Here is a 22235-nt window from a genome sequence, read left to right as displayed (position 1 = left end):
GAAGCGGGAGCGTGGATCGATGACCGCGCCGCTGCTGGAGATCCGCGACCTGCAGGTGGAGTTCCGACTCGACACCGGCACCGTCCGCGCCGTCAACGGCGTGTCGATGGCCGTCGAGGCGGGATGCACGCTCGCCGTCGTCGGCGAGTCGGGCAGCGGCAAGACCGCGACGGCGCTGTCCGTGCTGCGGCTGCACCCGACACCGCCGTGCGTGTACGCGGGCGGCGAGATCGTCGTCGAGGGCCGCGACCTGCTCCGCCTCTCCGAACGCGAGATGCGGCGGGTGCGCGGCAACGACATCGCCATGGTCTTCCAGGACCCGATGACGAGCCTCAACCCGGTGAAGACGATCGGCGCGCAGATCGTCGAGGTGCTCCGGCTGCACCAGGACCTCTCCAGGCACGAGGCGCGGCTGCGCGCCGTCGAGGCGTTGCGCGAGGTCGGCATCCCCGATCCCGAGAGCCGCGCCGGCGCGTACCCGCACCAGTTCTCCGGCGGCATGCGGCAGCGCGCGATGATCGCGATGGCGCTCGCGTGTCAGCCCAAGATCCTCATCGCGGACGAGCCGACGACGGCGCTCGACGTCACCGTGCAGGCGCAGATCATGGAGCTGCTCGCCGACCTGCAGGACCGTTTCGGCATGGCGATCGTGCTCATCACCCACGACCTCGGGATCGTCGCGCAGGCCGCCGACGACGTGCTCGTCATGTACGCCGGGCGGCCGGTCGAGTCGGCACGCGTCGACGACCTCTTCGAACGTCCGCAGATGCCGTACACGCTGTCGCTGCTGCGGTCGATGCCGCGTTCCGACGTGCCGGGCGGCGCGCCGTTCGACCCGATCCCCGGCATCCCGCCCAACCTGCTCGACCTGCCGTCCGGCTGCAGCTTCCGACCGCGGTGCGGGTACGCGTTCGAGGCCTGCGCGGACGAGGTGCCGCCGCTGCGCGAGCGCGCGCCGGGCCACGCCGCCGCGTGCCTCCTGCCCGACGGCGAGCTCGACCGTCACCGTGCCCTCGCAGGACGTGCCCATGACTGAGCCACTGCTCTCGCTGCGCAACATCCGCAAGGAGTTCACCGCCGGCCCGTTCGGCGGCGCGGGCTCGGCGGTCGTGGCCGTCGACGACGTGTCGCTCGACGTCTACCCGGGCGAGACCCTCGGGCTGGTCGGGGAGTCCGGCTGCGGCAAGACGACGCTCGCGCGGCTGATCCTGCGCCTCTACGACCCGACCGCCGGCACGATCGTGTTCGACGGCCGCGACCTCACCCGGCTCTCGCAACGGCAGCTGCTCGGCGTCCGGCAGGACATGCAGGTCGTGCTGCAGGACCCGTACGCCAGCCTCAACCCACGCATGCGCGTCGGCGAGATCGTCGCCGAGCCGCTGGTGACCCACGGCAAGGTGCCGCGCGGACGCGCCGGCCGCGGCGTCCTGCGTACCCGGGTGACCGAGTTGCTGGAGGCCGTCGGGCTCGACGCGTGGGCCCAGGACCGTTTCCCGCACGAGTTCTCCGGCGGCCAGCGCCAGCGGATCGGCATCGCCCGCGCGCTCGCGCTCGAGCCGAAGCTGGTGATCTGCGACGAGCCGGCGAGCGCGCTCGACGTCTCGATCCAGGCACAGATCATGAACCTGCTCAAGCGGCTGCAGCGCGAGCGCGGCCTCGCGTACCTGTTCGTCTCGCACGATCTCTCGGTGATGCGGCAGATCGCCGACCGCGTCGCGGTGATGAACCTCGGGCGTGTGGTCGAGCTCGCCGACACCGAGGCGCTCTTCACCAGGCCGCGACACCCGTACACCCACTCGCTGCTGTCGGCCGTGCCGATCGCGGATCCCGAGCGCGAGCGCGCCCGGCGGCGCATCGTCCTCTACGGCGACCCGCCCTCCCCCGCCGACCCTCCGTCCGGCTGCACGTTCCGCACCAGGTGCCCGGTCGCGCGCGAGGAATGTGCCGCGGAGCGTCCGGCGCTCATGGAGCAGGAGGCCGTCGACCACGTGGCGGCATGCTTCTTCCCGGTGGCACGGACGGCCGACCTCGTCACTCCAGCGGCGGGCTGAGCCACACTGTCCGGGTGGGCCGTCGGTTCAGCGGACGATGTCGCCGTACAGCTCGGGACGCCGCTGGTCGAGCAACGGGTAGCGGCTGCGGATGACCTCGATCAGCCCGAGGTCGAGGTGGGCGGTGACGACGCCGTCGACGTCGGATGCGGTGGCGACGATCGTGCCCCACGGATCGGCGATCATCGACCGGCCGACGAAGCTGATGCCGCTGGCCGGCTCGGTGCCGACCTGTCCCGACGCGACGACGAAGACCTGGTTCTCGGTCGCGCGGGCGCGGACGAAGAACTCCCAGTGGTCGAGGCGCGGGCTGAGGAAGGCCGAGGCGCAGACGATGATGCGCGCACCGCGCAGCGTCAGCACGCGGTAGACCTCGGGGAATCGCAGGTCGGAGCAGACGCTGACGCCGATCGGCCCGAGTGCGGTGTCGAAGACGGGGAGGTCGTCGCCCGCCCGTACCTTCGCGGACTCGCGGATGCCGCTCTTGATGTCGACTCGGTCGGGAGCGTCGAACAGGTGCGTCTTGGCGTACGAACCGACGATGCGTCCGGTCGGGTCGATGACAGGGGTGAGGTTCTCGTAGTGCCCGTCGCCGGTCTCGGCGTACAGCGAGCCGATGATGTGCAGGCCGTGCTCGCGCGCCTTGCCGGCGAGCAGGTCCGTCGTCGGGCCGGGGACGGGCTCGGCGATGTCACGGTAGCGGGTGGGTGTCGAGAAGCCGAGGCCCGTCCACAGCTCGGGCAGAACCACGAGCTTCGCGCCCTGCTCCGCCGCCTGGTCGATCAGGTCGAGGCAGGTCTTGACCGTGCCCTCCTTGTCGTTGTCCGAGGCGGTGAACTGCACGCAGGAGACAGTGAGCGTGTCGGCTGTCATCGGCTTTCTCCAGTCGGTTGCGGCGCCGGTTCGGACGTCGAGGCGTCCTCGGAGTGGACGAGGGAACTGCGGTACGACTCGGGGAGCCGGCGGGCCACGACGAAAACGGCCGCGGCGAGCACCGCCATGTAGACCGCAGGCGCCAGCAGGCTGCCGGTGACGTCCACGAGCCAGGTGCCGACCAGCGGCGCCGTACCGCCGAAGACGACGTACGCGGTGTTGTAGCCGATCGCGGCGCCGCTGTACCTGGTGCGCGTCGGGAACAGCTCCAGGAAGACGATGCCGACCGGACCGAAGAAGATGCCGAGTGTGAGCGCGAGCAGGCACTGTCCCGCGACGGCGGTGCCGAGCGTGCCGGCACTGGCGAGCAGGTAGGCGGGGATCGCGAACACCGCGCTGAGCGCCGCGCCGGCCATCATCATCGGTCGGCGTCCGACGCGGTCGGACACCAGGCCGGCGAGCGGCATCGTGACGAACGCGACGGTGAGCGCGATGCTGTTGGAGATCAGCGAGGCGTTCCCGCTCAGTCCCACCGACTCCGACAGGTAGGTGGCGAAGTAGCCGGTGAGCGAGTAGAAGCCGAGACCCGACAGGGCTGCCATCGCGAAGGCGAAGCCGAGCGCGCGCCGATGGTCGCGCAGCACGCCGACGATAGGTGCGCGCGACACACGGTCGGCGGCACGCGTGACCTCGAACGCGGGCGACTCGTCCACCCGCGTGCGGATGTAGAGACCCACCAGGGAGAGCACGCCGCCGAGCACGAACGGGATGCGCCAGCCCCACGACGCGAACGCCTGCGCGGTGAGCACGTTGGTGAGCAGCAGTACGAACAGGCCGGCGAAGACCGCCGGGAGGTTGGCGAACGAGTAGGTGAAGCCGACGTACAGACCGCGGCGGTGGGCGGGTGCGTGCTCGGCGACGAGCGCGTTGGAGCCCATGGCCTCACCGCCGGCCGACATGCCCTGAAGCAGGCGGCACACGACGAGCAGGATCGGCGCGAGCAGGCCGACGGTCTCGTACGTGGGAAGCAGGCCGATCAGCGCGGTCGAGCCGCCCATGAGCAGGATGATGACGGCGAGCACGCCCTTGCGTCCGACCCGGTCGCCCAGATGGCCGAACACCAAGCCGCCGACGGGTCGCATCACGAAGCCGATGGCGTAGACGGCGAACGTCGCCAGCAGCGACGCAGCCCTGTCCTCGGCTGGGAAGAACAGGGTGGCGACGACCGACGCCGTGTAGGCGTAGACGACGAAGTCGTACCACTCGACGAACTGGCCGATCGCGGCCGATGTCACGACGCGTTTCGTGCCGTGGTGGCGTGGTGTGGTGGAGCGCATGGTCATGAGCCGACCTCCGTAGCGAGCATCGCAGCGGTCCGGAGCGGATTGAGCGCCCGGGCGACAACCGAGCGAGGAGCGGAGCGGAGGAGGTCGGCGGGGCACACGGTCATCAGGTCCTCCTCAGGATCGGAGGGTCAGGGACGGTCGGCGGTACGCGCGACGACGTCGTAGCGGCGGTGCCGCAGCGTCGGCACGAGCGCGCGTACGTCGCGGAGGTGATCTGGTCGCAGCCGGTGGACGGCGAGCCCCTCGACGCCGATACACGTGGCGGCGATGTGACCGAGCGGGTCGACGATCATGCTCAGCCCGGCGGACGCGGGGGGCGACTGGTTGGACGCCACCACGTAGCAGGTGTTCTCGATGGCCCGGGCGCGCAGCAGCGTCTCCCAGTGCATCTCCTTGTCCGGGCCGCTGACCCAGGCGGAACTGATCACGAGGACGTCCGCGCCGCGGTCGACGAGCGCGCGCGACATCTCGGGGAAGCGCAGGTCATAGCAGTTCTGCAGGCCGAGCGTGAAGTCGCCTACCGTCACCGTACGCAGCTCGGCGAGGTCGGGCGTCGTCGCCGCCGGAGTGACCTTGTCGGACTCGCGGAAGGCGAATGCGTCGTACAGATGCACCTTGTCGTACGCGTCCCGCACGGCGCCGTCGGGACCGACGACGACCATGCGGTTGTACGGCGGCCGCCCGCCGGGCGCGGGCGCGAACATGCCGACGATCAGCGTCACGCCGGCCGCCGTGGCGACGCCGGCGAGACCCTCGGTGAACGCGCCGGCCTCGCCGGCCGCCTCGGCGAGGTCGGCGGCCGTGACGTCCCAGGCGTACATCGCGGCCTCGGGGAAGACCACGACCTCGGCTCCCTGCGCCGCCGCGTCGCCCGCGAGCTCCTCGATCCTGCGCAGGTTCTTCTCGACGTCGGGGACGGCGAGCAACTGCGCGACCGCCATGCCGAGTCCGGCCATGCCCGCCTCCTCAGGTGTGCGTGTCGAAGTGTCAAAACGTTTTGAGTCAAAACCTTTCGCCTATGATGACGACGGTGCCGCGGTGGGTCAAGCCCACTACCCGGCGGAGTCAGGTCACGACCGTGGGGACGAGGTGCGTCGCGTGTCCGAGGACGAGGTGGCGAGAGGGCGCGTGACGATCCGCGACGTCGCCGCGAGCGCAGGGGTCTCGATCAGCACCGTGTCGCACGCGCTGTCGGGCCGCAGGACCATCTCGGCCGCCACCAAGGAACGCATCATGGCCGCCGCGGAGGAGCTCGGCTACGGCGCGAACCCGTCCGCCAGAGCGCTCCGCACGGGACGGTCGGGGCTGGTGGGGCTGATCCTGCGCCCGCGCGACGCCGTCCACGGCTCGATGGCCCGTACGGAGACGTTCACCCGACTGTTGGGCGCGATCGCCACGGCGGTACTGGAGCAGAAGATGGGCCTGGTGCACGTGCCGGACATCCTCGACCCGGCGGTGCAGAGCATCCCGATGGACGGCTGCATCGTCGCCCACCCGTACCGCGGCGACGAGGTGCTCGAACAGCTGCTCCGCCGCGACATCCCGGTGGTGACCGTCGACGAGGACACCGACCGCCCGGACTTCCCCTGGAGCGTCGTCCTGGACACGTCGACGGCCGTCACCGAGCTGCTGCAGCACCTGCACGACAACGGCGCGCGGCGGGTGATGCTCCTGACGGGTACGGAGGACAACGCCTGGAACCGGCACGCGCGCGAGACCTACGTCGCGTGGGCGAAACGCCGCCGGATGAAGCCGCACCACGAGAGCCTGTACGAAGGCGAGGGCGTCGACGGCGCCGCGAAGCTCATCGAACCGATCCTGACCGGCCCCCGGCGTCCCGACGCCATCATCGCCGCCGCCAGCCGTTTCGCCGCCGGCATTGCGCAGACCGCGGAGAAGGTCGGCATCGACATGCCCGGCGACCTGATGCTCGCGGCCCTCACCGACAGCGAGTACACGAGAGGCAACACCCCACCCATCACCTCGGTAGACCTGGCCCTGGAGGAACTGGGGATGGCCACGGTCGCCTTGATGCTCCACCGTCTCGCCGGCGACCCACCCCCGGTGCAACGTCCGGTGGTGCAGCCTCACCTGTACGTGCGGCAGTCGACAACGCGGACCTAGTGAGCAGCGGCAGATACGCGATCGCGGATCACCCGAGCCGGTCGACGGCGGACCGACCTCGTTCCCGCCGCGGACTGAGCGAGACTGTCCGGGTGGACGCGGACGCCCTGCACGACCTCGGCGGCTACTTCGCCCTGCCCGTCCGCGATGCGCCGCCGGACGACGGCGGCTGGCGTACGACCGAGTCGCTCTACGCCGGCTCCGCACTCGGCGGGCTGCTCGACGTCACGCAGGAACGGCTCGCGACCCACGAGCGGCGGGTGGCGGCGTCGATCCTGCACCAGGGCTACGCCGCGCGCCTGTGGTCGGCCGCCCTCGGCCGCACGCTGACCGGCGGTGACGTGCCGCCGCTGGATCCCGAGACCCTGTGGTGGCGGACAACGGAGCTGTCCCTTGTCGAGCTGCTCCTGGTGACACCGGCACCGTCGGTCTCGGCCGAGCGGCCGGCGACCGAGCGGCCGGCGGCCGAGCTCATCGCGTCGGCCGTCCTGGACAGGCACCTCGACCCGCTCGCGTCGGCGCTGCGCACCTCGACGGGCGTCTCCGCGACCATCCTCACCGGCAACGTCGCGTCCGCGCTCATGGGAACGTTGCGCGTACTCGCCGAGACGCCCCTGAATGCCGCGGCACGTGCGCTCGGCGGTCCGCTGCTCGACTGGCCGCCGTTGCGCGGCGCCGGCGACGCCGACCTGACGGCGTCACCGCCCACGTACCGCCGTCACAGCTGCTGCCTCTTCTACCGCGTGCCCGGCGGCGGCCTCTGCGGCGACTGCGTCCTGGCCTGACGGCGACCGGGCCGCGGTGGTGACATCGTGAGTCGGGGGTTCCCACATGCTGCAGGCGATGGAAACCCCCGAATCACGATGGGCAGCAGCGTGCTCGCGAAGACGGCCGTGACGGTCGACGACCTGTCGGCGGGTAGCTCGTTACCCGTCGGATCGGGCCGCCTCCGCGAGCCGGTCGCGCAGCCAGTCGGGGGTGTGCTCGGGATCGCGGGGGAACCGCTCGACCTCGTCGACGTAGCTCAGTGGCGAGATCCCGTCGTGCCAGGTCGGCTCGTTGTCGTAGTCGAAGTCGGCGGAGAACCTCCCGCCGCTCTCGAAGCGGAGGACGGCGGTGAACCACGCACCCTTACCTGGCTCGTACATCAGCTCGCGCAGCGTGCGCAGCTGGCGGCTCAGTCCCGTGCCCTGGACGTGCGGCTGCTCCGAGTTGCCGGATTCGTGGACGGTGACCAGATCCATCTGGGCGTATCCCGCGACGCGCCGACTGGTGACCGTGCACTCGGTCCAGCCCCGGTCGAGCCAGCCTGAGATCTCCGCGAAGATCTCGCGGTAGATCTCGGTGCGTTGGTTCGGGACGTCGGTCATCGATCGAACTCCCTGATGTACTCGCGGCCCTGATGCCGGTAGGAGACCTGGAAGAAGTTCGCTCTCCTGCTCCGGCCCGTGTAGTCCACGTCGATCGTGGCATGCACCTGCTCACCACGACGTCGAAGGGCCGCCCACTCGCTCTCCATCGTCCGCCAGTTCGCCGACCGGGCACCGTCGAGCTTTCGCGTCATGGCGACGATGTCGGTGCCTGGACGTCCGCCACTCACCTTCGTCGCGACGAGGTGGCCGCCCTCGCCGATCTCCAGCCGCCACGAACTGCCGGCCGCACCGGCCGCGGGCCGCACTCGCCCGGCATCGGTCACCGTGCCCTCGTCGTGGCCGAGCCAGCCCTCGACGTGCTCCACCCGGCCGCGTTCGTCGGTGACGTACAGGAACTGCTCGTCGACGACGTACACGGCACCCGGCTCCGGCGTGTGCAGTGCCGTGTTCCACGAGCCGCGGTCGCCCGACCGCTCGCGATGCACGTTCATGCCGGCGTACCGCCGGGGGACGGCCATCATCGCGTCGCCCGGACCGTAGCCGACCGCCTTCACGTCATCGCGATGAGCGGGCTGTTCGCTCCGGACGACCGACGGGTCACGTGATCCAGTTGTGGGTACCGCTTGGCGCGGCAGTCAACCGGTGCCCTTGGCCTGTTCGTAGCTCGCGACGAGCGAATCGAAGCCGTCACGTGCGGCGGCCAGGGCCTCCCTGATCGTATCGACGTGGTCCTTCGCGGCGACCGCGAGCACCTGGGCGATCTCCTCGTTGCCGAGGGCGGCGAACTGCTTCGCGGTGTCGTCGGTCGCCGACGCGACCTCGGCCAACAGCCGTTCCGGGTCGTCGAGTCCGTCCCTGGCCTGCTGAGCCCCCGCCTGCAGGTCGTCGAGTGCGCTCACATGTGTCCTTCCCCGAGTGTTGCCACGCCAACCACAAAGGCTGCCGTACGAACGCCGGTCGGGGCAACGCGCCCTGGTGAGACAGCCATCTCGACGGTCACGATGCGACTCGGTGCGTAGGCGCCTGATGGGTTGCCGGCACCGCTACGGTCACGACATCCCGCTCCTACCCGCGGTGAGGTCGGTGATCGCGTCCGCGCCGTAGCCGGTGGCATCACGGAAGGCCGTGAGCACCTCGTTCGCCGACCGATCGGAATCCGGGTGCTGGATGACCGCGATGTGCTCCTCGTTGTCCCGCCACCAAGGTGTGATCAGCGCGACTTCATCGCCCGATCGCAACCGCAGGATCAGCACCTTGCGACGACCTTCCGCGACCTCCACGGGGCCGAAGTGGCGCCGTAGGTGCGACCGGACTGCGCCTTCATCTGAATGAAGGCGGGCTATCACCGGACCACCCGTGAAGGCATTCCACTCGGAGTCGTCGCGGGTCACAAAGGGCAGATCGGGCCATGGCCGCTTGGCGTCCAGCCTGTCGCGAACCCTCGTCAGGAAGTCGCGGAGGTGCTCCTCGCCGTGTTGCGGCGTGGGCGGGAGTCCGGTGAGTTCGTCGCCCGACATGAGAGTCTCATTGATGGCTGCGTACTCCTCATCCTGACTGAAGCCATGGAACGGCTCGACGAGCAACGCGTTGGCTCGGTGCTCGACAAGGTCGTCGTCGAGCGCCCGCTCGTACATGAGCGTGTACACGAGGTTTCCCACGACTCGGTGCCACCGCGGGTTCTGCATGTCAGCTCCCCCAGGAATCGAACTCGACGCCTTCGAAGTCGACGCCCGCGGCCTTCAGAACTTCGGCGACGCGTCGCATGCACTCCGGCGGCGGGCGGTAGTGACCGCTCTTGTCAGAGATGATCTTAAGCACGCCTTCCTCTACCCTCAGCTCGCCTGCACCGGCAACGGGTCTCCCGCCAAGGAAGCTGGAGTGATGGAAGCGGCCTACGGCATGGTCGTTGGAAGCGTAGATGTTCCCGTGGCGATCCATCACGAAGATCGCACGGGTGTCACCCCGCGCCCACACCGAAGTGCCCTGGCTCGTGTCGAAGAGTTTGCCCGACATGTCATGCAGCTTGCCGCCGCGAACGACGAGTCGGGTGCCTTCGAGCTCCGACTGACTGAGATAGGTGACCCCCTCCGCCCGGTCGGCCTCGACGAACACCTGCTCCATCTCCGTGGTCGGCATGGCCTGACCGTCCTCAGCCGTGCGAGGTGGCGGGATCTCGTTCGTGGAGATGCCACGGCTGCCACTGCCGTCGCCATGCCCTGAGGTCGGGCCATCGTTCTCATCCGGCACGCCTTCGGTACTCGACCTGTCGTCGTCCGGAAGGTCACGCCTCGGGACTTCCGGGTCGTCGATCCCATGCCCGCGCGATCCGTACTCACCGTGCTCAGCGGCCGCCACACCGGATGGTGTCCTCCCGGGGAGGCGGTCGCCGACCGGATCGTGGAGATGAGGAAGCCCACCACCTGAGGCCACCGGGTCCGGCCGAGGTACGTCGAGGCTTCGGTCAGCGACGCTGTCGGGCAGGTGTGGCAGCGGGCCGTCGTCGGTGTGGCCGAGGAGCCTGCCGAGGAGGCCGGTCTCGGCTGCGCCGACTCGGGTGGCTCTGGTGGCGTTGAGGACTCCGGTGGCTTCGCCGCCGGGGAGGAAGAACGTCGTGAGGTTGAACGCGGTGGCGCCGGCGGCGCGGGCGGGGTCGGTGCGCCAGGTGTCCCAGGCGAGCATGCCCTTGCCCATGTCGAGGGCTGATCGTCCTGCTGATCGCACCCACCGGGGTGTGGTGCCGGTGGCGTGGCTGGCGTAGACGAACGGGGCGACCAGCATGTTGGTGTAGAGCACCATGCCGGCGGCGGCTTTGCCGAGCCCGGTCCAGGCCGTGCCGGTCGTCTTCGCCGCCTGCCCGACACTCGCCCAGGTGCCTCGGCCGAGGAGGGCGGCGGCGGCCGCGGAGTAGATGCCGTTCGGCGTCAGCGTGTTCAACCCGACCACGGTGCCCCACACGCCGTCGACCCAGACACCCTGGTAGAAGTCGGCGACCGCGCCGAGGACGCCGTGGTCCCACGGCGCCTGCCAGTCCGCCGGTGCACCCCACGGCGTCGCGGCGTTGTCGGGGATGTCCGCTGACCCGTACCCGAACCTGGGGTCGCCGCGCCGATCGGCCGCGTGCCAGACCCGGCCGCCGACCAGGGCTTCGATGCGGTTGGCGCAGCGGCGTTCGATCGCGGCCTTCGCCTCCGCCTGCGCACTGACCTGCCGGATCAGGGAGTTGTTGGTCTCCACCGCGACCTTGTCCCGGTCCCAGCCGCCGTCACCGGACACCGACACCGTGAACGCCAGGGCCCGGTCGAACAACCGGGACAACGCCGCCACCACCGGCCGCATCTCCGCCGCATAGTCGGCCAGCGCGTCACCCACGGACTTCAGATCCGACCCGAACCCCGCCGCCCCGAGACGGACTGGCGCGGTCGAGGCCAACAGTTCCCACCGCTCCGGCGCCCGATAACACCCCGCCAGACCCTGGAACCGGGTATCCACGCTCACACCGGCGGTGATGCACCGGGACCCGGCCTTACGGAACCGCGCCGCCGCCACCTCGATACCCGCCAGGTCGCCCTCGAACAACGGGATCCGCGTCGGGTCGACCGTCGACAACACCCCACCAGCGGAACTGCCCGCCTCCGCGACCACGACCCACCGCTCCCTCCGCCGACTCGACGACCAGCATCGACCATCGGCAGGGCGCAAAACGGGCACCGGACGGATATGTGGACAACCCCCCTCGCCCGGGGCAGCGGGACCCCGGCCGACGGGTACCGGCAGAATGCCTTCGGGCCCGACGGAGAGGATCGCGATGGAGTTCGAGCGCTCGGCGTTGCCGGGCATCGGCTTGCGCCACACGTTCACGACACAACAGGGTCGCCGGGTCGGGGTGATCTCGCACCGGTCCGGTCAACGCGATCTCATCGTGTACGACATCGAGGATCCGGACAGCTCGGGCGAGACCGTCGTCCTCAGCGTCGAGGAGGCGGACGGCCTCGCCGACCTGCTCGCGGCCTCGAAGATCGTCGAACGGCTCGCCGACCTCGAGCGGCAGGTCGAGGGTCTGGTGACCGAGCGCCTGCCGATCCGTCCGGGGTCGCCGTACGCCGGACGCACCCTCGGCGAGACCCAGACGCGCACCCGCACCGGGGCGTCGATCGTGGCGGTCGTGCGCGACCGCGAGGTCATCGCCAGTCCGACTCCCGACTTCACCTTCGAGGCCAACGACGTCGTCGTCGTCATCGGGACCAGCGAGGGCACGTCCCGTGTCGCCGGCATCCTGACCGACGGCTGACGGCGCCGATGCACAACGGCGCCGTCCTGCTGCTGGAGTTCGGTGGAGTGCTGCTCGGCCTCGGCCTCATCGCCACGGTGGCGGCGCGGGTGGGCATCTCCCCGATCCCGCTGTACCTCGTCGCAGGGCTGGCGTTCGGCGACGGCGGCATTCTTCCGCTCGCGGCGAGCGAGGAGTTCATCGCGACCGGCGCGGAGATCGGCGTCATCCTGCTGCTCCTCACGCTCGGCCTCGAATACACGCCGGACGAGCTCGTCTCCAACATGCGTCGGTCCGCGCCGATCGGCCTCTTCGACATCCTGCTCAACGCCGCGCCTGGGGTGGGCGCGGGCTTCCTGCTCGGCTGGGGACCGGTCGGCGCGATCGTGCTCGGCGGCGTCACGTACGCCACGTCGTCCGGCATCACCGCGAAGGTGCTCTCCGACCTCGGCTGGCTGGGCAACCGCGAGACGCCGGCGGTGCTGTCGATCCTGGTCATGGAAGACCTCGCCATGGCCCTCTACCTGCCGATCCTGACGACGATCCTCACCGCCGCGGGAGTCGTCACGGGAGTCATCACGGCGGGCATCGCGGTCGCCGCCGTCGCGGCCGTCCTCGTCGTCGCGCTGCTCTTCGGACGTCAGGTCGAGCGGTTCGTCGCCTCGCCGAACGAGGAGGTGCTGCTACTCAAGGTGCTCGGCCTCGCGATCCTCGTCGCGGGTGCGGCGCAGGAGCTGCAGGTCTCCGCGGCCGTCGGCGCGTTCCTCGTCGGCATCGCGCTGTCCGGGCCGCTCGCCCACACCGCACGCCAGTTGCTGTCGCCGTTGCGCGACCTGTTCGCCGCGGTGTTCTTCGTCTTCTTCGGCCTGCAGACCAACCCGGCGCACCTCCCGCCGGTCGCCGGCGTGGCGATCGCGCTCGCCGTCCTCGGCGTGGCCACCAAGCTCGTCACCGGTTACGTCGCCGCGCGGCGCGCGGGTGTCGGCCCGCTCGGACGCGCCCGCGCCGGCACGGCACTCGTCCCGCGCGGTGAGTTCAGCATCGTCATCGCCGGGCTCGCCGTCGCCGGCGGAGTCGACGCCCAGCTGGCCACGCTCGCCGCCGCGTACGTGCTGCTGCTCGCGGTCATCGGACCGGTCGGCGCGCGCGTCGTCGAGCCGTTCCTGCGCCGCCGCATGCACAGGAAGCGCGCGGCCGCAGAGCGCGCTCACGTGCCGATGTAGCTCATCACGTGCTTGACGCGCGTGTAGTCGTCGAAGCCGTACATCGACAGGTCCTTGCCGTGGCCCGAGTGCTTGAAGCCGCCGTGCGGCATCTCCGCGACGAGCGGGATGTGCGTGTTGATCCAGACGCAGCCGAAGTCGAGCCGCTTCGCCATGCGCATCGCGCGGCCGTGGTCGCTCGTCCAGACGCTCGACGCGAGGCCGTACCGCACCCCGTTGGCCCACGCCACCGCCTGGTCCTCGTCGTCGAAGCGCTGCGAGGTGATGACGGGACCGAACACCTCGTCCTGGACCATCTCGTCGGCCTGCCGGAGGTCAGCGACGACGGTCGGTGCGAAGAGGTAGCCGCGGTCGCCGACCTGCTGTCCACCGGTGAGCAGCTGCGCGTGACCCGGCTTCCGCTCCAGGAACCCCTGGACGCGCGCGAGCTGGTTCGCGTTGTTGAGCGGGCCGTAGTCGGCGTCGGTCACGTCGCGGCCGCCGACCTTGGTGCCCCGCGCCTGCTCGACGAGCGCCGCGGTGATGTCGTCGTAGATGCCGGGACCGGCGATCACCCGGGTCGCGGCCGTGGAGTCCTGGCCCGCGTTGAAGTACGCCGCGCCCGCTATGCCCTCGGCGGTCTTCTCGACGTCGGCGTCGTCGAAGACGATGACCGGCGCCTTGCCGCCGAGCTCGAGGTGCGTGCGCTTCAGGTCGGTCGCGGCCGCCGACGCCACCTCGGTGCCCGCGCGGACGGAACCGGTGACGCTGACCATCTGCGGGATCTCGTGCGACACCAGAGCACGCCCGGTGTCACGGTCGCCGCAGACGACGTTGAACACCCCGGGCGGCATGAACTCGGACGCGATCTCCGCGAGCAGCAACGTGGTGACCGGTGTGGTGTCGGACGGCTTCAGCACGACGGAGTTGCCCGCCGCGAGTGCCGGGGCGAACTTCCACACGGCCATCATCATCGGGTAGTTCCACGGCGTCACCTGCGCGCAGACACCGATCGGCTCGCGCCTGACGTACGACGTGTGGTCGGCCATGTACTCCGCCGCGGCCCTGCCCTCGAGCATGCGAGCGGCGCCGGCGAAGAAGCGCAGCTGGTCGACGAGCGGCGGGATCTCCTCGTCCTTGGTCAGCTGGACGGGTTTGCCGGTGTTCTCGCTCTCGGCCTCCACCAGCTCGTCGGCGCGCGACTCGACGGCGTCCGCGAAGCGGTACAGGGCGAGCGACCGCTCGGCAGGCGTGGCGTCGCGCCACTGCTCGAACGCCCCGGCGGCCGCGCGGCAGGCGGCGTCGACATCCTCCTGCCCGCTGACCGGTGCCTCGGCGAACGGGTCGCCGGTGCTCGGGTCGAGCAGGGCGGCGGTGCGGCCCTCCTTGGCCTCCACGTACCTGCCGCCCACGAAGTTGCGCAGGCGCCTGCCAGCAGTCGTCACGGATGCCTCCTCGGACCGGTTCGGCGCGGACACCTGTGACTTTGGCAGCGTGCAGGTATCTTTTCAAGGTGTTCCGTCGAATCCCTACCTCGTGACGACGGAATCGATAGGTTGAGATGATCTGTCGACGGCGAGACGAAGGGCGTGCGCGGCGTGAAGCGGACGAAGGCGGACACCGGCGACCCCGTGGGCACCGCGGTCCCCGACACGGCCGGCCTCGACGCGGTCGACAAGGCCATCGTCGAGGAGCTGCAGCGCGACGGGCGGCGATCGTACGCGGCGCTGGCGAAGATCGTCGGCAAGTCCGAGGCCGCGGTGCGCCAGCGGGTGCAGCGACTCATCGACACCGGGGTGATGCAGATCGTCGCGGTCACCGACCCGCTGCGGCTCGGCTTCGCCCGGCAGGCGATGGTCGGCGTGCGGGTGGCCGGCGACCTGCGCGACGTCGCCGACAGACTCGCCGACGTGCCCGAGATCGACTACGTCGTCATCACCGCGGGCACCTTCGACCTGCTGGTCGAGCTGGTGTGCCGCGACGACGACCACCTGCTGACGCTCATCAACGAGCGGATCCGTACGGTCCCCGGCGTTCGTGACACCGAGACGTTCATGTACCTCAAGTTGCGCAAGCAGACATACGCGTGGGGGACGCCCTGATGAGCAGGTACGGCGCGCAGTTCGGGCCCGACATCACGTTCCTCGGGGTCGACAGGTGCGACTGGGCGGAGCCGTCGACGTACGCGGACGCCGACGTCGTCGTGCTGGGCGCACCGTTCGACGGCGGGACGTCGCACCGCCCCGGCGCGCGGTTCGGCCCTCAGTACGTCCGGCAGTCCTGCTACCTGCCGTTCGACGGCTCGCGCCCCTCACTGGCGCTGCGCGTCGACGGCCTCAAGGATCTGCGCGTCTACGACGCGGGCGACGTCGAGCTGTACTCCGGTGACGCCGAGCGCTCCGTCCGCGACCTGCAGGCCGCGGTCGCCGTCGTGGCGAAGTCCGGGGCGATCCCGCTGGTCATCGGCGGCGATCACACGATCACCTGGCCGGACGCCGCCGGCGTCGCGGAGCACGTCGGCCACGGCCGGGTGTCGCTGCTGCACTTCGACGCCCACGCCGACACCGGCGACATCACGTTCGGCTCGCTGATCGGGCACGGTCAGCCGATGCGCCGGCTGATCGAGTCAGGCGCGGTGCGCGGCGACCGGTTCCTGCAGATCGGCCTGCGCGGCTACTGGCCGGGCCCGGAGACGCTCGACTGGATGGCCGAGCAGGGCATGCGCAGCTACGAGATGACCGAGATCGTCGCGCGCGGACTCGACGAGTGCCTGACCGAGTCGTTCACGACCGCCGTCGACGAGTGCGACGGCGTCTTCCTGTCCGTCGACGTCGACGTGTGCGACCCCGCGCACGCGCCGGGCACCGGCACGCCGGAGCCCGGCGGCCTCAGCGCGCGCCAGCTGCTCGACGCGGTGCGCAGGATCTGTTACGAGCTGCCGATCGCGGGCATCGACGTCGTCGAGGTGTCACCGCCGTACGACCACGCGGAGATCACGTCGTTCCTCGCCAACCGGGTCTGCCTGGAGGCGCTGTCGGCCATCGCGAGGCGCCGTCGCGACGACGCCGACGGCACCACTTGGGACCCGCGCCAGCCCCTCCTCGACGACCGCTGACGGCGCCCGGTCCCCACCCGTGAAGGGCACCCTCACCGTGCCTGGGCACGGTGAGGGTGCCGTTCACGGGTGGCCGCGGCGACCCCGGCGGGCACCGGACACCGGTTAGGAGTCGAAGCCGACGCCCAGCTTGTCGAGCACGCGGAGCCAGGGGTTGCGCCTGCCGTCCTTCTCGTCGGCGCGGGCAAGCGACCAGCGGGTCAGCTGCACCACGCCGAAGCGCATCGGCTCCGGTGGGAACGGCACCGGCTTGCCGCGTACCATCCGGAGCCGGGTCAGCTCGGTGTCCTCGCCGGACAGCAGGTCGAGCATGACGCCGGCGGCGAACCTCGTCGCGCCGACGCCGAGGCCGGTGTAGCCCGCGGCGTACGCCAGCCGGCCGCCGTGCGCGGTGCCGTAGAGGGCGCAGAACCTGCTGCACGTGTCGATCACGCCGCCCCAGGTGTGGGTGAACCGTACGTCGCGCAGCTGCGGGAAGGTCTGGAAGAAGTGACCGGCGAGGCGGGTGAAGGTCTCCGGTCGCTGGTCGAGCTGCGGGCGCACGGCGTTGCCGAAGTGGTAGACCGCGTCGTAGCCGCCCCACAGGATGCGGTCGTCGGCGGTGAGGCGGTAGTAGTGGAACTGGTTGCCGCTGTCCGCAAGACCCTGCCGTCCACGCCAGCCGACGCTCGCCAGCTGCCGCTCGTCGAGTGGTTCGGTGACGAGCGCGTAGTCGTACACCGGCAGCACGAAGTGGCGCAGTCGCCGGAGCAGCGGCGAGAACGCGCCGGTGCCGAGCACCACGTGGGACGCCAGGATGCGGCCGCGGGCGACGGTGACCCGCAGCCGTCCCGCGACGCGGTCGACGGAGAGCGCCTTGGTGTACTCGTGGATCCGCACGCCGAGGCGCAGGCAGGCGTCGCGCAGTCCCCAGGCGAGGCGGGCCGGGTCGACGAGTGCGGTGTCGTCACGGCTCCACACTCCGCCGAGGTACGTCGGCGAGTCGACCTCCGCGCGGACCTCGTCGCGTCCGAGCACCACGACGTCGTGGCCGAACCGGCGGGCGACCTCGGCGCCCTCCTCGAGGTCGGCCACCTGCCACGGCCTCGTCGCGACCGACAGCTCGCCCGTCCGTTCGAACCCGCAGTCGATGCCGTGGTCGGCGACCGTCCGCTCGATCGCGTCGAGGTTCTCCCTGCCGAGCTCCTCCAGCCGCTCGATCTCGCCGGGGAAGTGGGCCATGCCGTTGGCCAGGCCGTGGGTGAGGCTCGCCGAGCAGAACCCGCCGTTGCGTCCCGACGCGGCCCAGCCGATCGTGTGTCCCTCCAGCAGCACCACGTCGAGGGACGGGTCGCGCTCCTTGGCCCGCAACGCCGTCCACAACCCGGTGAACCCACCACCGACGACGACGAGATCGGCCGTCGTCGCACCTGTCAGCGCGGGCAACGGGTCGGGGGCGTCGACCGCGTCGAGCCAGTACGGCTTCGGCACCGCGTGGCGCAGGGACGCCTCGACGGGGGCGGTGGAGATCATCACGAGCTCACCGCCGCCGCCTGGCGATGACGACGTTGAGCATGGCGACCGCGATCCCCGCGACGAAGATCAGCGTGCCCATGACGTTGACCTGCGGCGGGCTACCCGCCTTGGTCGCACCCCAGATCCACAGCGGGAACGTGACGGTGCTGCCCGCCGTGAAGTTGCTGATGATGAAGTCGTCGATCGACAGGGCGAACGCGAGGAGCCCGCCGGCGAGCACGCCGGGGAACAGCATCGGGAACGTCACGAGCCGGAACGTCGCCCACGAGCCCGCACCGAGGTCGCGTGACGCCTCCTCCAATGCCGGGTCGAGCGTCAGCACCCTGGCGCGCACCGTCAACGACACGAACGGGATCGAGAACATGACGTGCGCGGCGACGAGCGTCCAGAAGCCGAGCGGCACGGCGAGGGTGACGAACATCGAGAGCAGTGCCGCGCCCACGACGATCTCGGCACACGAGATCGCGGCGAACAGCACCATGTTGAGCGTGCCCTGCCCGCGGAAGCGGTAACGCCCGAGCGCCAGGCCGATGAGCGTGCCGAGCACGCCGGCGACGACCGTGGTGATGAGCGCGATGGCGAGCGAGTTGAGCAGCGCCGCGGTGAGGTCCTCGATCGCGAACAGTTGGCCATACCACTTGAACGTGAAGCCCTGCCAGTTCGTGTTGAACCTGCTCTTGGTGTCGTTGAACCCGAACAGGATCATCACGGCGATCGGCAGGCACAGCCAGCCGACCACGACCCACGTGTACGCGTGCAGCAGCCGACCGCTGCCACGCCCTGGGCCCCTGGCGCTCATCGCGTCGTCGCCTTCAGCACGTCCTCGGTGCCGAGCACCCTGGCGTACAGGAAGATCCCGACGAGGAGCAGCGCCATCAGCGTGAACGAGAGGGCCGCCGCCGTCGGGTAGTCCTGTGTCACGAGGTACTGGTTCTGGATGACGTTGCCGATCATCGTGTTCTGCGTGCCGCCGAGCACCGAGGCGTTCACGTAGTCGGACGACGCGGGGACGAACGTCATCAGCACGCCGGCGAACATGCCGGGCAGCGACAGCGGGAGGATGACGCGCAGGAACGCCTGGAACCGGCTCGCGTACAGGTCGTACGCCGCCTCGAGCACCGCGGGGTTCACGCGTTCGAGCGCGACGTACAGCGGCAGCACCATGAACGGCAGGAAGTTGTACGTGAGGCCGCCGATGACCGCTCCACTCGTCGCCAGGACGTGGAAGCCGTCCGGCAGCAGGCCGATGCTCTTCAGCGGCCCCAGCAGGATGCCGTCGTCGGCCAGGAAGAAGTTCCACGAGATCGTGCGCAGCACGAACGACACGAAGAACGGCAGCAGCAGGAGGAAGAGGTACGTCGCCTTCCGCGTGCCGCCGTGGAAGGCGATCCAGTACGCCACCGGGTAGCCGATGAGGATCTGCAGCAGCGTCGAGACGAGACCGTAGCCGAGCGAGCGGACGATCTGCGTGTCGTAGGTGCTGATGCCCTCGAGGTACGTCTGCCAGTGCCAGGTGAGGCGGTACCCGCTGACGACGTCGCCCTGCTGCAGCGACAGGGACAGCATCACGACCATCGGCACGATGAAGAAGATCGCGAGCCACAGCCCGCCTGGCAGGGCGAGGACGTACGGCGCCATCGCCCGCGCGACCCTCGACCTGCTCATGCCGTGACGATGGGCTGCAGCAGCGACTCGTACCGCTTCTGCTCCGCGGCGTCCTTGAAGACGCGGTAGCTGCGCAGCCTGCTGTAGGTGTCCTCGCTCGGGAAGACCAGCGGGCTCTTCGCCACTGTCTCGAGCACGTCCCTGTCCTCGCCCTTCGCCTGCGCCGCGTCGTCCTCGATCACCTGCTTGGCGGCCGGTACGGGAGTGATGTAGTTGATGTACTCGGCGAGACTGCCGGCGATCTCCGGCTGGTAGAAGTAGTCCATCAGCGTGATGGCGTCGACCGGGTTCTTCGCGGTCTCCGGGATCATCATGTTGTCGGTCCAGAGCGTCGCGCCCTCCTCGGGGATCACGAACTTCAGCTCGGAGCCCTCCAGGTTGCGCTGGAAGACGTCGCCCGACCAGCCCATGGTGATCCAGACGTCACCCTTGCCGACCGCGTCGATGTACGCCTGGTCGTAGTACTTACGGACGATGCCCTTGTCGCGCTGCTCCCGCAGCTTCGCCGCCGCCTTCTTCCAGTCGGCCTCGGTCGACTTCTCCGGGTCGGCGTCCACGGCGAACATCCCGAAGTTCCCCACCTCCTGGGTGTCGGCCATCATGCCGACCTTGCCCTTGTACTTGGGGTTCCACAGGTCCTGGACGCTCGTGATCTCGTCGTCGACGTACTTGGTGTTGTAGACGATGCCGGTGATGCCCGACGCCCACGGGATGCTGTAGACGTTGCCCGGGTCGAACGCCTGCTTCTTGTACGCCGCGCCCGCGTTCTTCGCGAAGTTGGGCAGCTTGTCGTGGTCGAGCGGCGCGGCGTAACCGAGCTGGGTGAGCTGGGAGAACTGTGCGCCGTTGGTGATGACGATGATGTCGTACCCGATGGACTGCCCGGCCGCCAGCTGCGGACGCACCTTCGCGAAGAACGACGCGGTGTCCTGGATGACCTCCTTGTAGGCGACCTTCGTGCCGCTCTCCTTGGTGAACGCCTTCAGCTCCGGGCGCTTCGGATCCATGTAGTACGGCCAGTTCGCGAACACGAGCTCGCCGTTGGCCTTCTTGCCCGACCAGAACTTCGCGACGTCGTCCTTCTCCGGCGGCGCGGCCTTCTTGCCCTGGACGCCGCACGCGGCCAGCGTCAGGCCGACGCCGGCACCGCCGAGCAGCCGCAGCACGTCGCGCCTCGTCGTGAGACCGCGGACGAGCGGTAGATCCGGGTGCTCCCTGGTCATGACCGACCTCCGATCGCGTACGAATGATGCGCCCGCCAGGAGAGCCAGACCTCGTCTCCCCTGTCGGCGGCCGTCGCCGCCGACGACGCGTTCTGGCAGAAGACGACGACCTCGTCGCCGGTCCTCGTGGCGACGGTGTAGTTCGTCGAGGTACCGAGGTAGACGAGCTCGGCCACCGTGCCGCGGATCATGCACAGCGCGTCCGCCGACTCCGGCGGGGTGGCGGAGATGTCGATCTTCTCCGGCCGCACGGTCAGCTCCAACGACTCGCCCACCGCTGCCGTACGTCCTCCGTGGAGCGGCACCGTGATGCGCTCGTCGGCGCCGTACGTGACGACCGCGTGGTCGCCGTCGACGCGTTCGACGGTGCCGGTGAGCAGGTTGGAGGTGCCGATGAAGCCGGCGACGAACCGTGACGCCGGGTGCTCGTAGACGTCGGTCGGCGAGCCGAGCTGCTCGACCGCGCCGTCGCTCATGACGGCGATGCGGTCGGACATCGTGAGGGCCTCGCTCTGGTCGTGCGTGACGTAGACGAACGTGACCTCGATCTCGCGCTGGATGCGCTTGAGCTCGACCTGCATCGCCTGGCGCAGCTTGAGATCGAGCGCACCGAGCGGCTCGTCGAGCAGCAGCGCCCGCGGCCGGTTGACGAGTGCGCGGGCGAGGGCGACCCGCTGCTGCTGCCCGCCGGACAGCTCGCGCGGGCGCCGCTTCTCGCGGCCGGCGAGGTCGACGATCTCGAGCATCGCGCCCACCCGCTCGGCGATCTCGGCCTTCGGCACGCTCCTGCGCCGGAGCCCGAACGCGATGTTGTCGAACACGCTCATGTGCGGGAAGAGGGCGTAGCTCTGGAACACCATGTTGACGTCACGCCGGTTCGGCGGCACGTCGGTGACGTCCTTGCCGTACAGGTAGATGTGGCCGGTGGACGGCTCCTCGAAGCCGGCGATCATCCGCAGCGTGGTGGTCTTGCCGCAGCCCGACGGGCCGAGCAGCGAGAAGAACTCACCCTCGCCGATCTCGAGGTCGACGCCCCTGACCGCGGCCACGGCGCCGTCGCGCGAGCCGTACTCCTTCGTGACACCGGCGAGATGGATGGCGGGCAACGCGTCGACACCGACCCGGCCCCCGGCGGGACGGACACCCGGCTCGGTCTCGGTCATCGCCGTCCTTCCCAGGCGGGGATTGCACCGTGTGGACCGACCTTGACATAGCGGGGGCACCCTGACAAGGGATTCCGTTGTTACGACCTGGTTTCACGACGGAATATTGACAATCCGGCCGGAACTGACAGCATGGCGTCGTAGCGAGGGTGCGCTGCGCGAGCTAACTGGGAGGACTCATGACACTCCCTGTGTCAACCTCAGGCCGCGTTCGGTTCGGTGAGGGCTGTGGCGGCGCCGTGTTTGGCGGGGTCGTAGGAGACGCCGTCGAGCCAGCAGCGCCAGATGACGCGGATCCAGGCGCGGGCCAGGACGCGG

At 70.0% G+C, this 22235-nt stretch carries 22 protein-coding genes; 8 read left to right on the top strand and 14 right to left on the bottom strand.

What is annotated here, in order from left to right; genetic code table 11:
* Positions 1-19 precede the first annotated feature (19 nt).
* Entirely contained in the window at positions 20-1036 is a 1017-nt protein-coding gene (locus tag GEV10_21495) for an ATP-binding cassette domain-containing protein (protein MQA81024.1), read from the top strand.
* Positions 1029-2051 carry an ATP-binding cassette domain-containing protein gene (locus GEV10_21490; protein ID MQA81023.1) on the top strand — a complete coding sequence of 341 codons (1023 nt, stop codon included), beginning with the start codon at positions 1029-1031 and terminating at the stop codon, positions 2049-2051. The genes GEV10_21495 and GEV10_21490 overlap by 8 nt, the downstream gene beginning before the upstream one ends.
* Before the next feature lie 27 nt (positions 2052-2078).
* On the opposite strand, the gene GEV10_21485 is transcribed toward GEV10_21490, so the two are convergent.
* The 3 genes from GEV10_21485 to GEV10_21475 all read right to left on the bottom strand — a co-directional run bounded on the left by GEV10_21485 (position 2079) and on the right by GEV10_21475 (position 5226).
* Positions 2079-2924, bottom strand: coding sequence for a carbon-nitrogen hydrolase family protein (locus tag GEV10_21485; GenBank protein ID MQA81022.1), 846 nt, complete (start codon positions 2922-2924; stop codon positions 2079-2081).
* Positions 2921-4267, bottom strand: coding sequence for an MFS transporter (locus tag GEV10_21480; protein MQA81021.1), 1347 nt, complete (start codon positions 4265-4267; stop codon positions 2921-2923). The genes GEV10_21485 and GEV10_21480 overlap by 4 nt, the downstream gene beginning before the upstream one ends.
* Before the next feature lie 131 nt (positions 4268-4398).
* Positions 4399-5226 (bottom strand): hydrolase, encoded by an 828-nt coding sequence (locus tag GEV10_21475; GenBank protein ID MQA81020.1) that lies wholly within the window; start codon positions 5224-5226, stop codon positions 4399-4401.
* Here GEV10_21475 and GEV10_21470 point away from each other — a divergent pair.
* Entirely contained in the window at positions 5225-6394 is a 1170-nt protein-coding gene (locus GEV10_21470) for a LacI family DNA-binding transcriptional regulator (GenBank protein ID MQA81019.1), read from the top strand. The two genes, GEV10_21475 and GEV10_21470, sit on opposite strands and share 2 nt — an antisense overlap.
* Positions 6395-6486: 92 nt before the next feature.
* Positions 6487-7179 carry a ferric iron reductase gene (locus GEV10_21465; protein MQA81018.1) on the top strand — a complete coding sequence of 231 codons (693 nt, stop codon included), beginning with the start codon at positions 6487-6489 and terminating at the stop codon, positions 7177-7179.
* Positions 7180-7320: 141 nt separating this feature from the next.
* Here GEV10_21465 and GEV10_21460 read toward each other — a convergent pair whose 3' ends face one another.
* From GEV10_21460 to GEV10_21440, 5 genes are all read right to left on the bottom strand, one after another.
* The gene (locus GEV10_21460) at positions 7321-7764 is read right to left on the bottom strand and encodes a hypothetical protein (protein ID MQA81017.1); all 444 of its coding nucleotides are present in this window, start codon (positions 7762-7764) and stop codon (positions 7321-7323) included.
* Positions 7761-8321, bottom strand: coding sequence for a hypothetical protein (locus tag GEV10_21455; GenBank protein MQA81016.1), 561 nt, complete (start codon positions 8319-8321; stop codon positions 7761-7763). The genes GEV10_21460 and GEV10_21455 overlap by 4 nt, the downstream gene beginning before the upstream one ends.
* Before the next feature lie 81 nt (positions 8322-8402).
* A complete protein-coding gene (locus GEV10_21450; GenBank protein MQA81015.1) occupies positions 8403-8666 on the bottom strand; it encodes a hypothetical protein in 264 nt (87 codons plus the stop codon).
* A gap of 150 nt (positions 8667-8816) precedes the next feature.
* Positions 8817-9452, bottom strand: a complete 636-nt coding sequence (locus GEV10_21445; protein ID MQA81014.1) for a hypothetical protein — start codon at positions 9450-9452, stop codon at positions 8817-8819.
* 1 nt (position 9453) lies between these two features.
* On the bottom strand, positions 9454-11376 hold the full coding sequence (locus tag GEV10_21440; GenBank protein MQA81013.1) for a hypothetical protein: 1923 nt from the start codon (positions 11374-11376) through the stop codon (positions 9454-9456).
* A 196-nt stretch (positions 11377-11572) separates the two neighbouring features.
* On the opposite strand from GEV10_21440, the gene GEV10_21435 reads away from it, so the two are divergent.
* Both GEV10_21435 and GEV10_21430 read left to right on the top strand, forming a co-directional pair.
* The gene (locus GEV10_21435; GenBank protein ID MQA81012.1) at positions 11573-12055 is read left to right on the top strand and encodes a potassium transporter TrkA; all 483 of its coding nucleotides are present in this window, start codon (positions 11573-11575) and stop codon (positions 12053-12055) included.
* An 8-nt stretch (positions 12056-12063) separates the two neighbouring features.
* On the top strand, positions 12064-13257 hold the full coding sequence (locus GEV10_21430; protein MQA81011.1) for a cation:proton antiporter: 1194 nt from the start codon (positions 12064-12066) through the stop codon (positions 13255-13257).
* Here the strand turns inward: GEV10_21430 and GEV10_21425 are convergent.
* Positions 13242-14681 carry an aldehyde dehydrogenase family protein gene (locus GEV10_21425; protein MQA81010.1) on the bottom strand — a complete coding sequence of 480 codons (1440 nt, stop codon included), beginning with the start codon at positions 14679-14681 and terminating at the stop codon, positions 13242-13244. The two genes, GEV10_21430 and GEV10_21425, sit on opposite strands and share 16 nt — an antisense overlap.
* Positions 14682-14867: 186 nt before the next feature.
* Between GEV10_21425 and GEV10_21420 the strand changes: the two genes are divergently transcribed.
* Together GEV10_21420 and speB are read left to right on the top strand one after the other, a co-directional pair.
* Positions 14868-15338 (top strand): AsnC family transcriptional regulator, encoded by a 471-nt coding sequence (locus tag GEV10_21420; GenBank protein MQA81009.1) that lies wholly within the window; start codon positions 14868-14870, stop codon positions 15336-15338.
* On the top strand, positions 15338-16351 hold the full coding sequence (speB, locus tag GEV10_21415; protein MQA81008.1) for an agmatinase: 1014 nt from the start codon (positions 15338-15340) through the stop codon (positions 16349-16351). The genes GEV10_21420 and speB overlap by 1 nt, the downstream gene beginning before the upstream one ends.
* 105 nt (positions 16352-16456) lie before the next feature.
* Here the strand turns inward: speB and GEV10_21410 are convergent, their stop codons facing one another.
* Genes GEV10_21410 through potA form a run of 5 tightly spaced genes read right to left on the bottom strand, consistent with a single transcriptional unit; the run spans position 16457 to position 21917 of the window.
* Entirely contained in the window at positions 16457-17863 is a 1407-nt protein-coding gene (locus GEV10_21410) for an FAD-dependent oxidoreductase (protein MQA81007.1), read from the bottom strand.
* A 7-nt stretch (positions 17864-17870) separates the two neighbouring features.
* The gene (locus GEV10_21405; protein MQA81006.1) at positions 17871-18665 is read right to left on the bottom strand and encodes an ABC transporter permease subunit; all 795 of its coding nucleotides are present in this window, start codon (positions 18663-18665) and stop codon (positions 17871-17873) included.
* Positions 18662-19531: an ABC transporter permease subunit gene (locus GEV10_21400; protein MQA81005.1), complete on the bottom strand. Its 870-nt coding sequence runs from the start codon at positions 19529-19531 to the stop codon at positions 18662-18664. Before GEV10_21400 ends, GEV10_21405 begins: the two co-directional genes overlap by 4 nt.
* Positions 19528-20754, bottom strand: coding sequence for an extracellular solute-binding protein (locus GEV10_21395; protein ID MQA81004.1), 1227 nt, complete (start codon positions 20752-20754; stop codon positions 19528-19530). Before GEV10_21395 ends, GEV10_21400 begins: the two co-directional genes overlap by 4 nt.
* The gene (gene potA, locus GEV10_21390) at positions 20751-21917 is read right to left on the bottom strand and encodes a polyamine ABC transporter ATP-binding protein (protein ID MQA81003.1); all 1167 of its coding nucleotides are present in this window, start codon (positions 21915-21917) and stop codon (positions 20751-20753) included. The genes GEV10_21395 and potA overlap by 4 nt, the downstream gene beginning before the upstream one ends.
* Between the last annotated feature and the right edge of the window lie 318 nt (positions 21918-22235).

The organism is Streptosporangiales bacterium (assembly GCA_009379955.1).
In the GTDB taxonomy this organism is placed as follows: domain Bacteria; phylum Actinomycetota; class Actinomycetes; order Streptosporangiales; family WHST01; genus WHST01.
This window is presented reverse-complemented; position numbering and strand designations above follow the sequence as displayed.

Coding starts and splice junctions, on each gene's coding strand:
- GEV10_21495 (MQA81024.1), top strand. CDS start 20: ATGACCGCGCCGCTGCTGGAGATCCGCGACCTGCAGGTGGAGTTCCGA.
- GEV10_21490 (MQA81023.1), top strand. CDS start 1,029: ATGACTGAGCCACTGCTCTCGCTGCGCAACATCCGCAAGGAGTTCACC.
- GEV10_21485 (MQA81022.1), bottom strand. CDS start 2,924: ATGACAGCCGACACGCTCACTGTCTCCTGCGTGCAGTTCACCGCCTCG.
- GEV10_21480 (MQA81021.1), bottom strand. CDS start 4,267: ATGACCATGCGCTCCACCACACCACGCCACCACGGCACGAAACGCGTC.
- GEV10_21470 (MQA81019.1), top strand. CDS start 5,225: ATGCCCGCCTCCTCAGGTGTGCGTGTCGAAGTGTCAAAACGTTTTGAG.
- GEV10_21475 (MQA81020.1), bottom strand. CDS start 5,226: ATGGCCGGACTCGGCATGGCGGTCGCGCAGTTGCTCGCCGTCCCCGAC.
- GEV10_21460 (MQA81017.1), bottom strand. CDS start 7,764: ATGACCGACGTCCCGAACCAACGCACCGAGATCTACCGCGAGATCTTC.
- GEV10_21445 (MQA81014.1), bottom strand. CDS start 9,452: ATGCAGAACCCGCGGTGGCACCGAGTCGTGGGAAACCTCGTGTACACG.
- GEV10_21435 (MQA81012.1), top strand. CDS start 11,573: ATGGAGTTCGAGCGCTCGGCGTTGCCGGGCATCGGCTTGCGCCACACG.
- GEV10_21430 (MQA81011.1), top strand. CDS start 12,064: ATGCACAACGGCGCCGTCCTGCTGCTGGAGTTCGGTGGAGTGCTGCTC.
- speB (MQA81008.1), top strand. CDS start 15,338: ATGAGCAGGTACGGCGCGCAGTTCGGGCCCGACATCACGTTCCTCGGG.
- GEV10_21410 (MQA81007.1), bottom strand. CDS start 17,863: ATGATCTCCACCGCCCCCGTCGAGGCGTCCCTGCGCCACGCGGTGCCG.
- GEV10_21405 (MQA81006.1), bottom strand. CDS start 18,665: ATGAGCGCCAGGGGCCCAGGGCGTGGCAGCGGTCGGCTGCTGCACGCG.
- GEV10_21400 (MQA81005.1), bottom strand. CDS start 19,531: ATGAGCAGGTCGAGGGTCGCGCGGGCGATGGCGCCGTACGTCCTCGCC.
- GEV10_21395 (MQA81004.1), bottom strand. CDS start 20,754: ATGACCAGGGAGCACCCGGATCTACCGCTCGTCCGCGGTCTCACGACG.
- potA (MQA81003.1), bottom strand. CDS start 21,917: ATGACCGAGACCGAGCCGGGTGTCCGTCCCGCCGGGGGCCGGGTCGGT.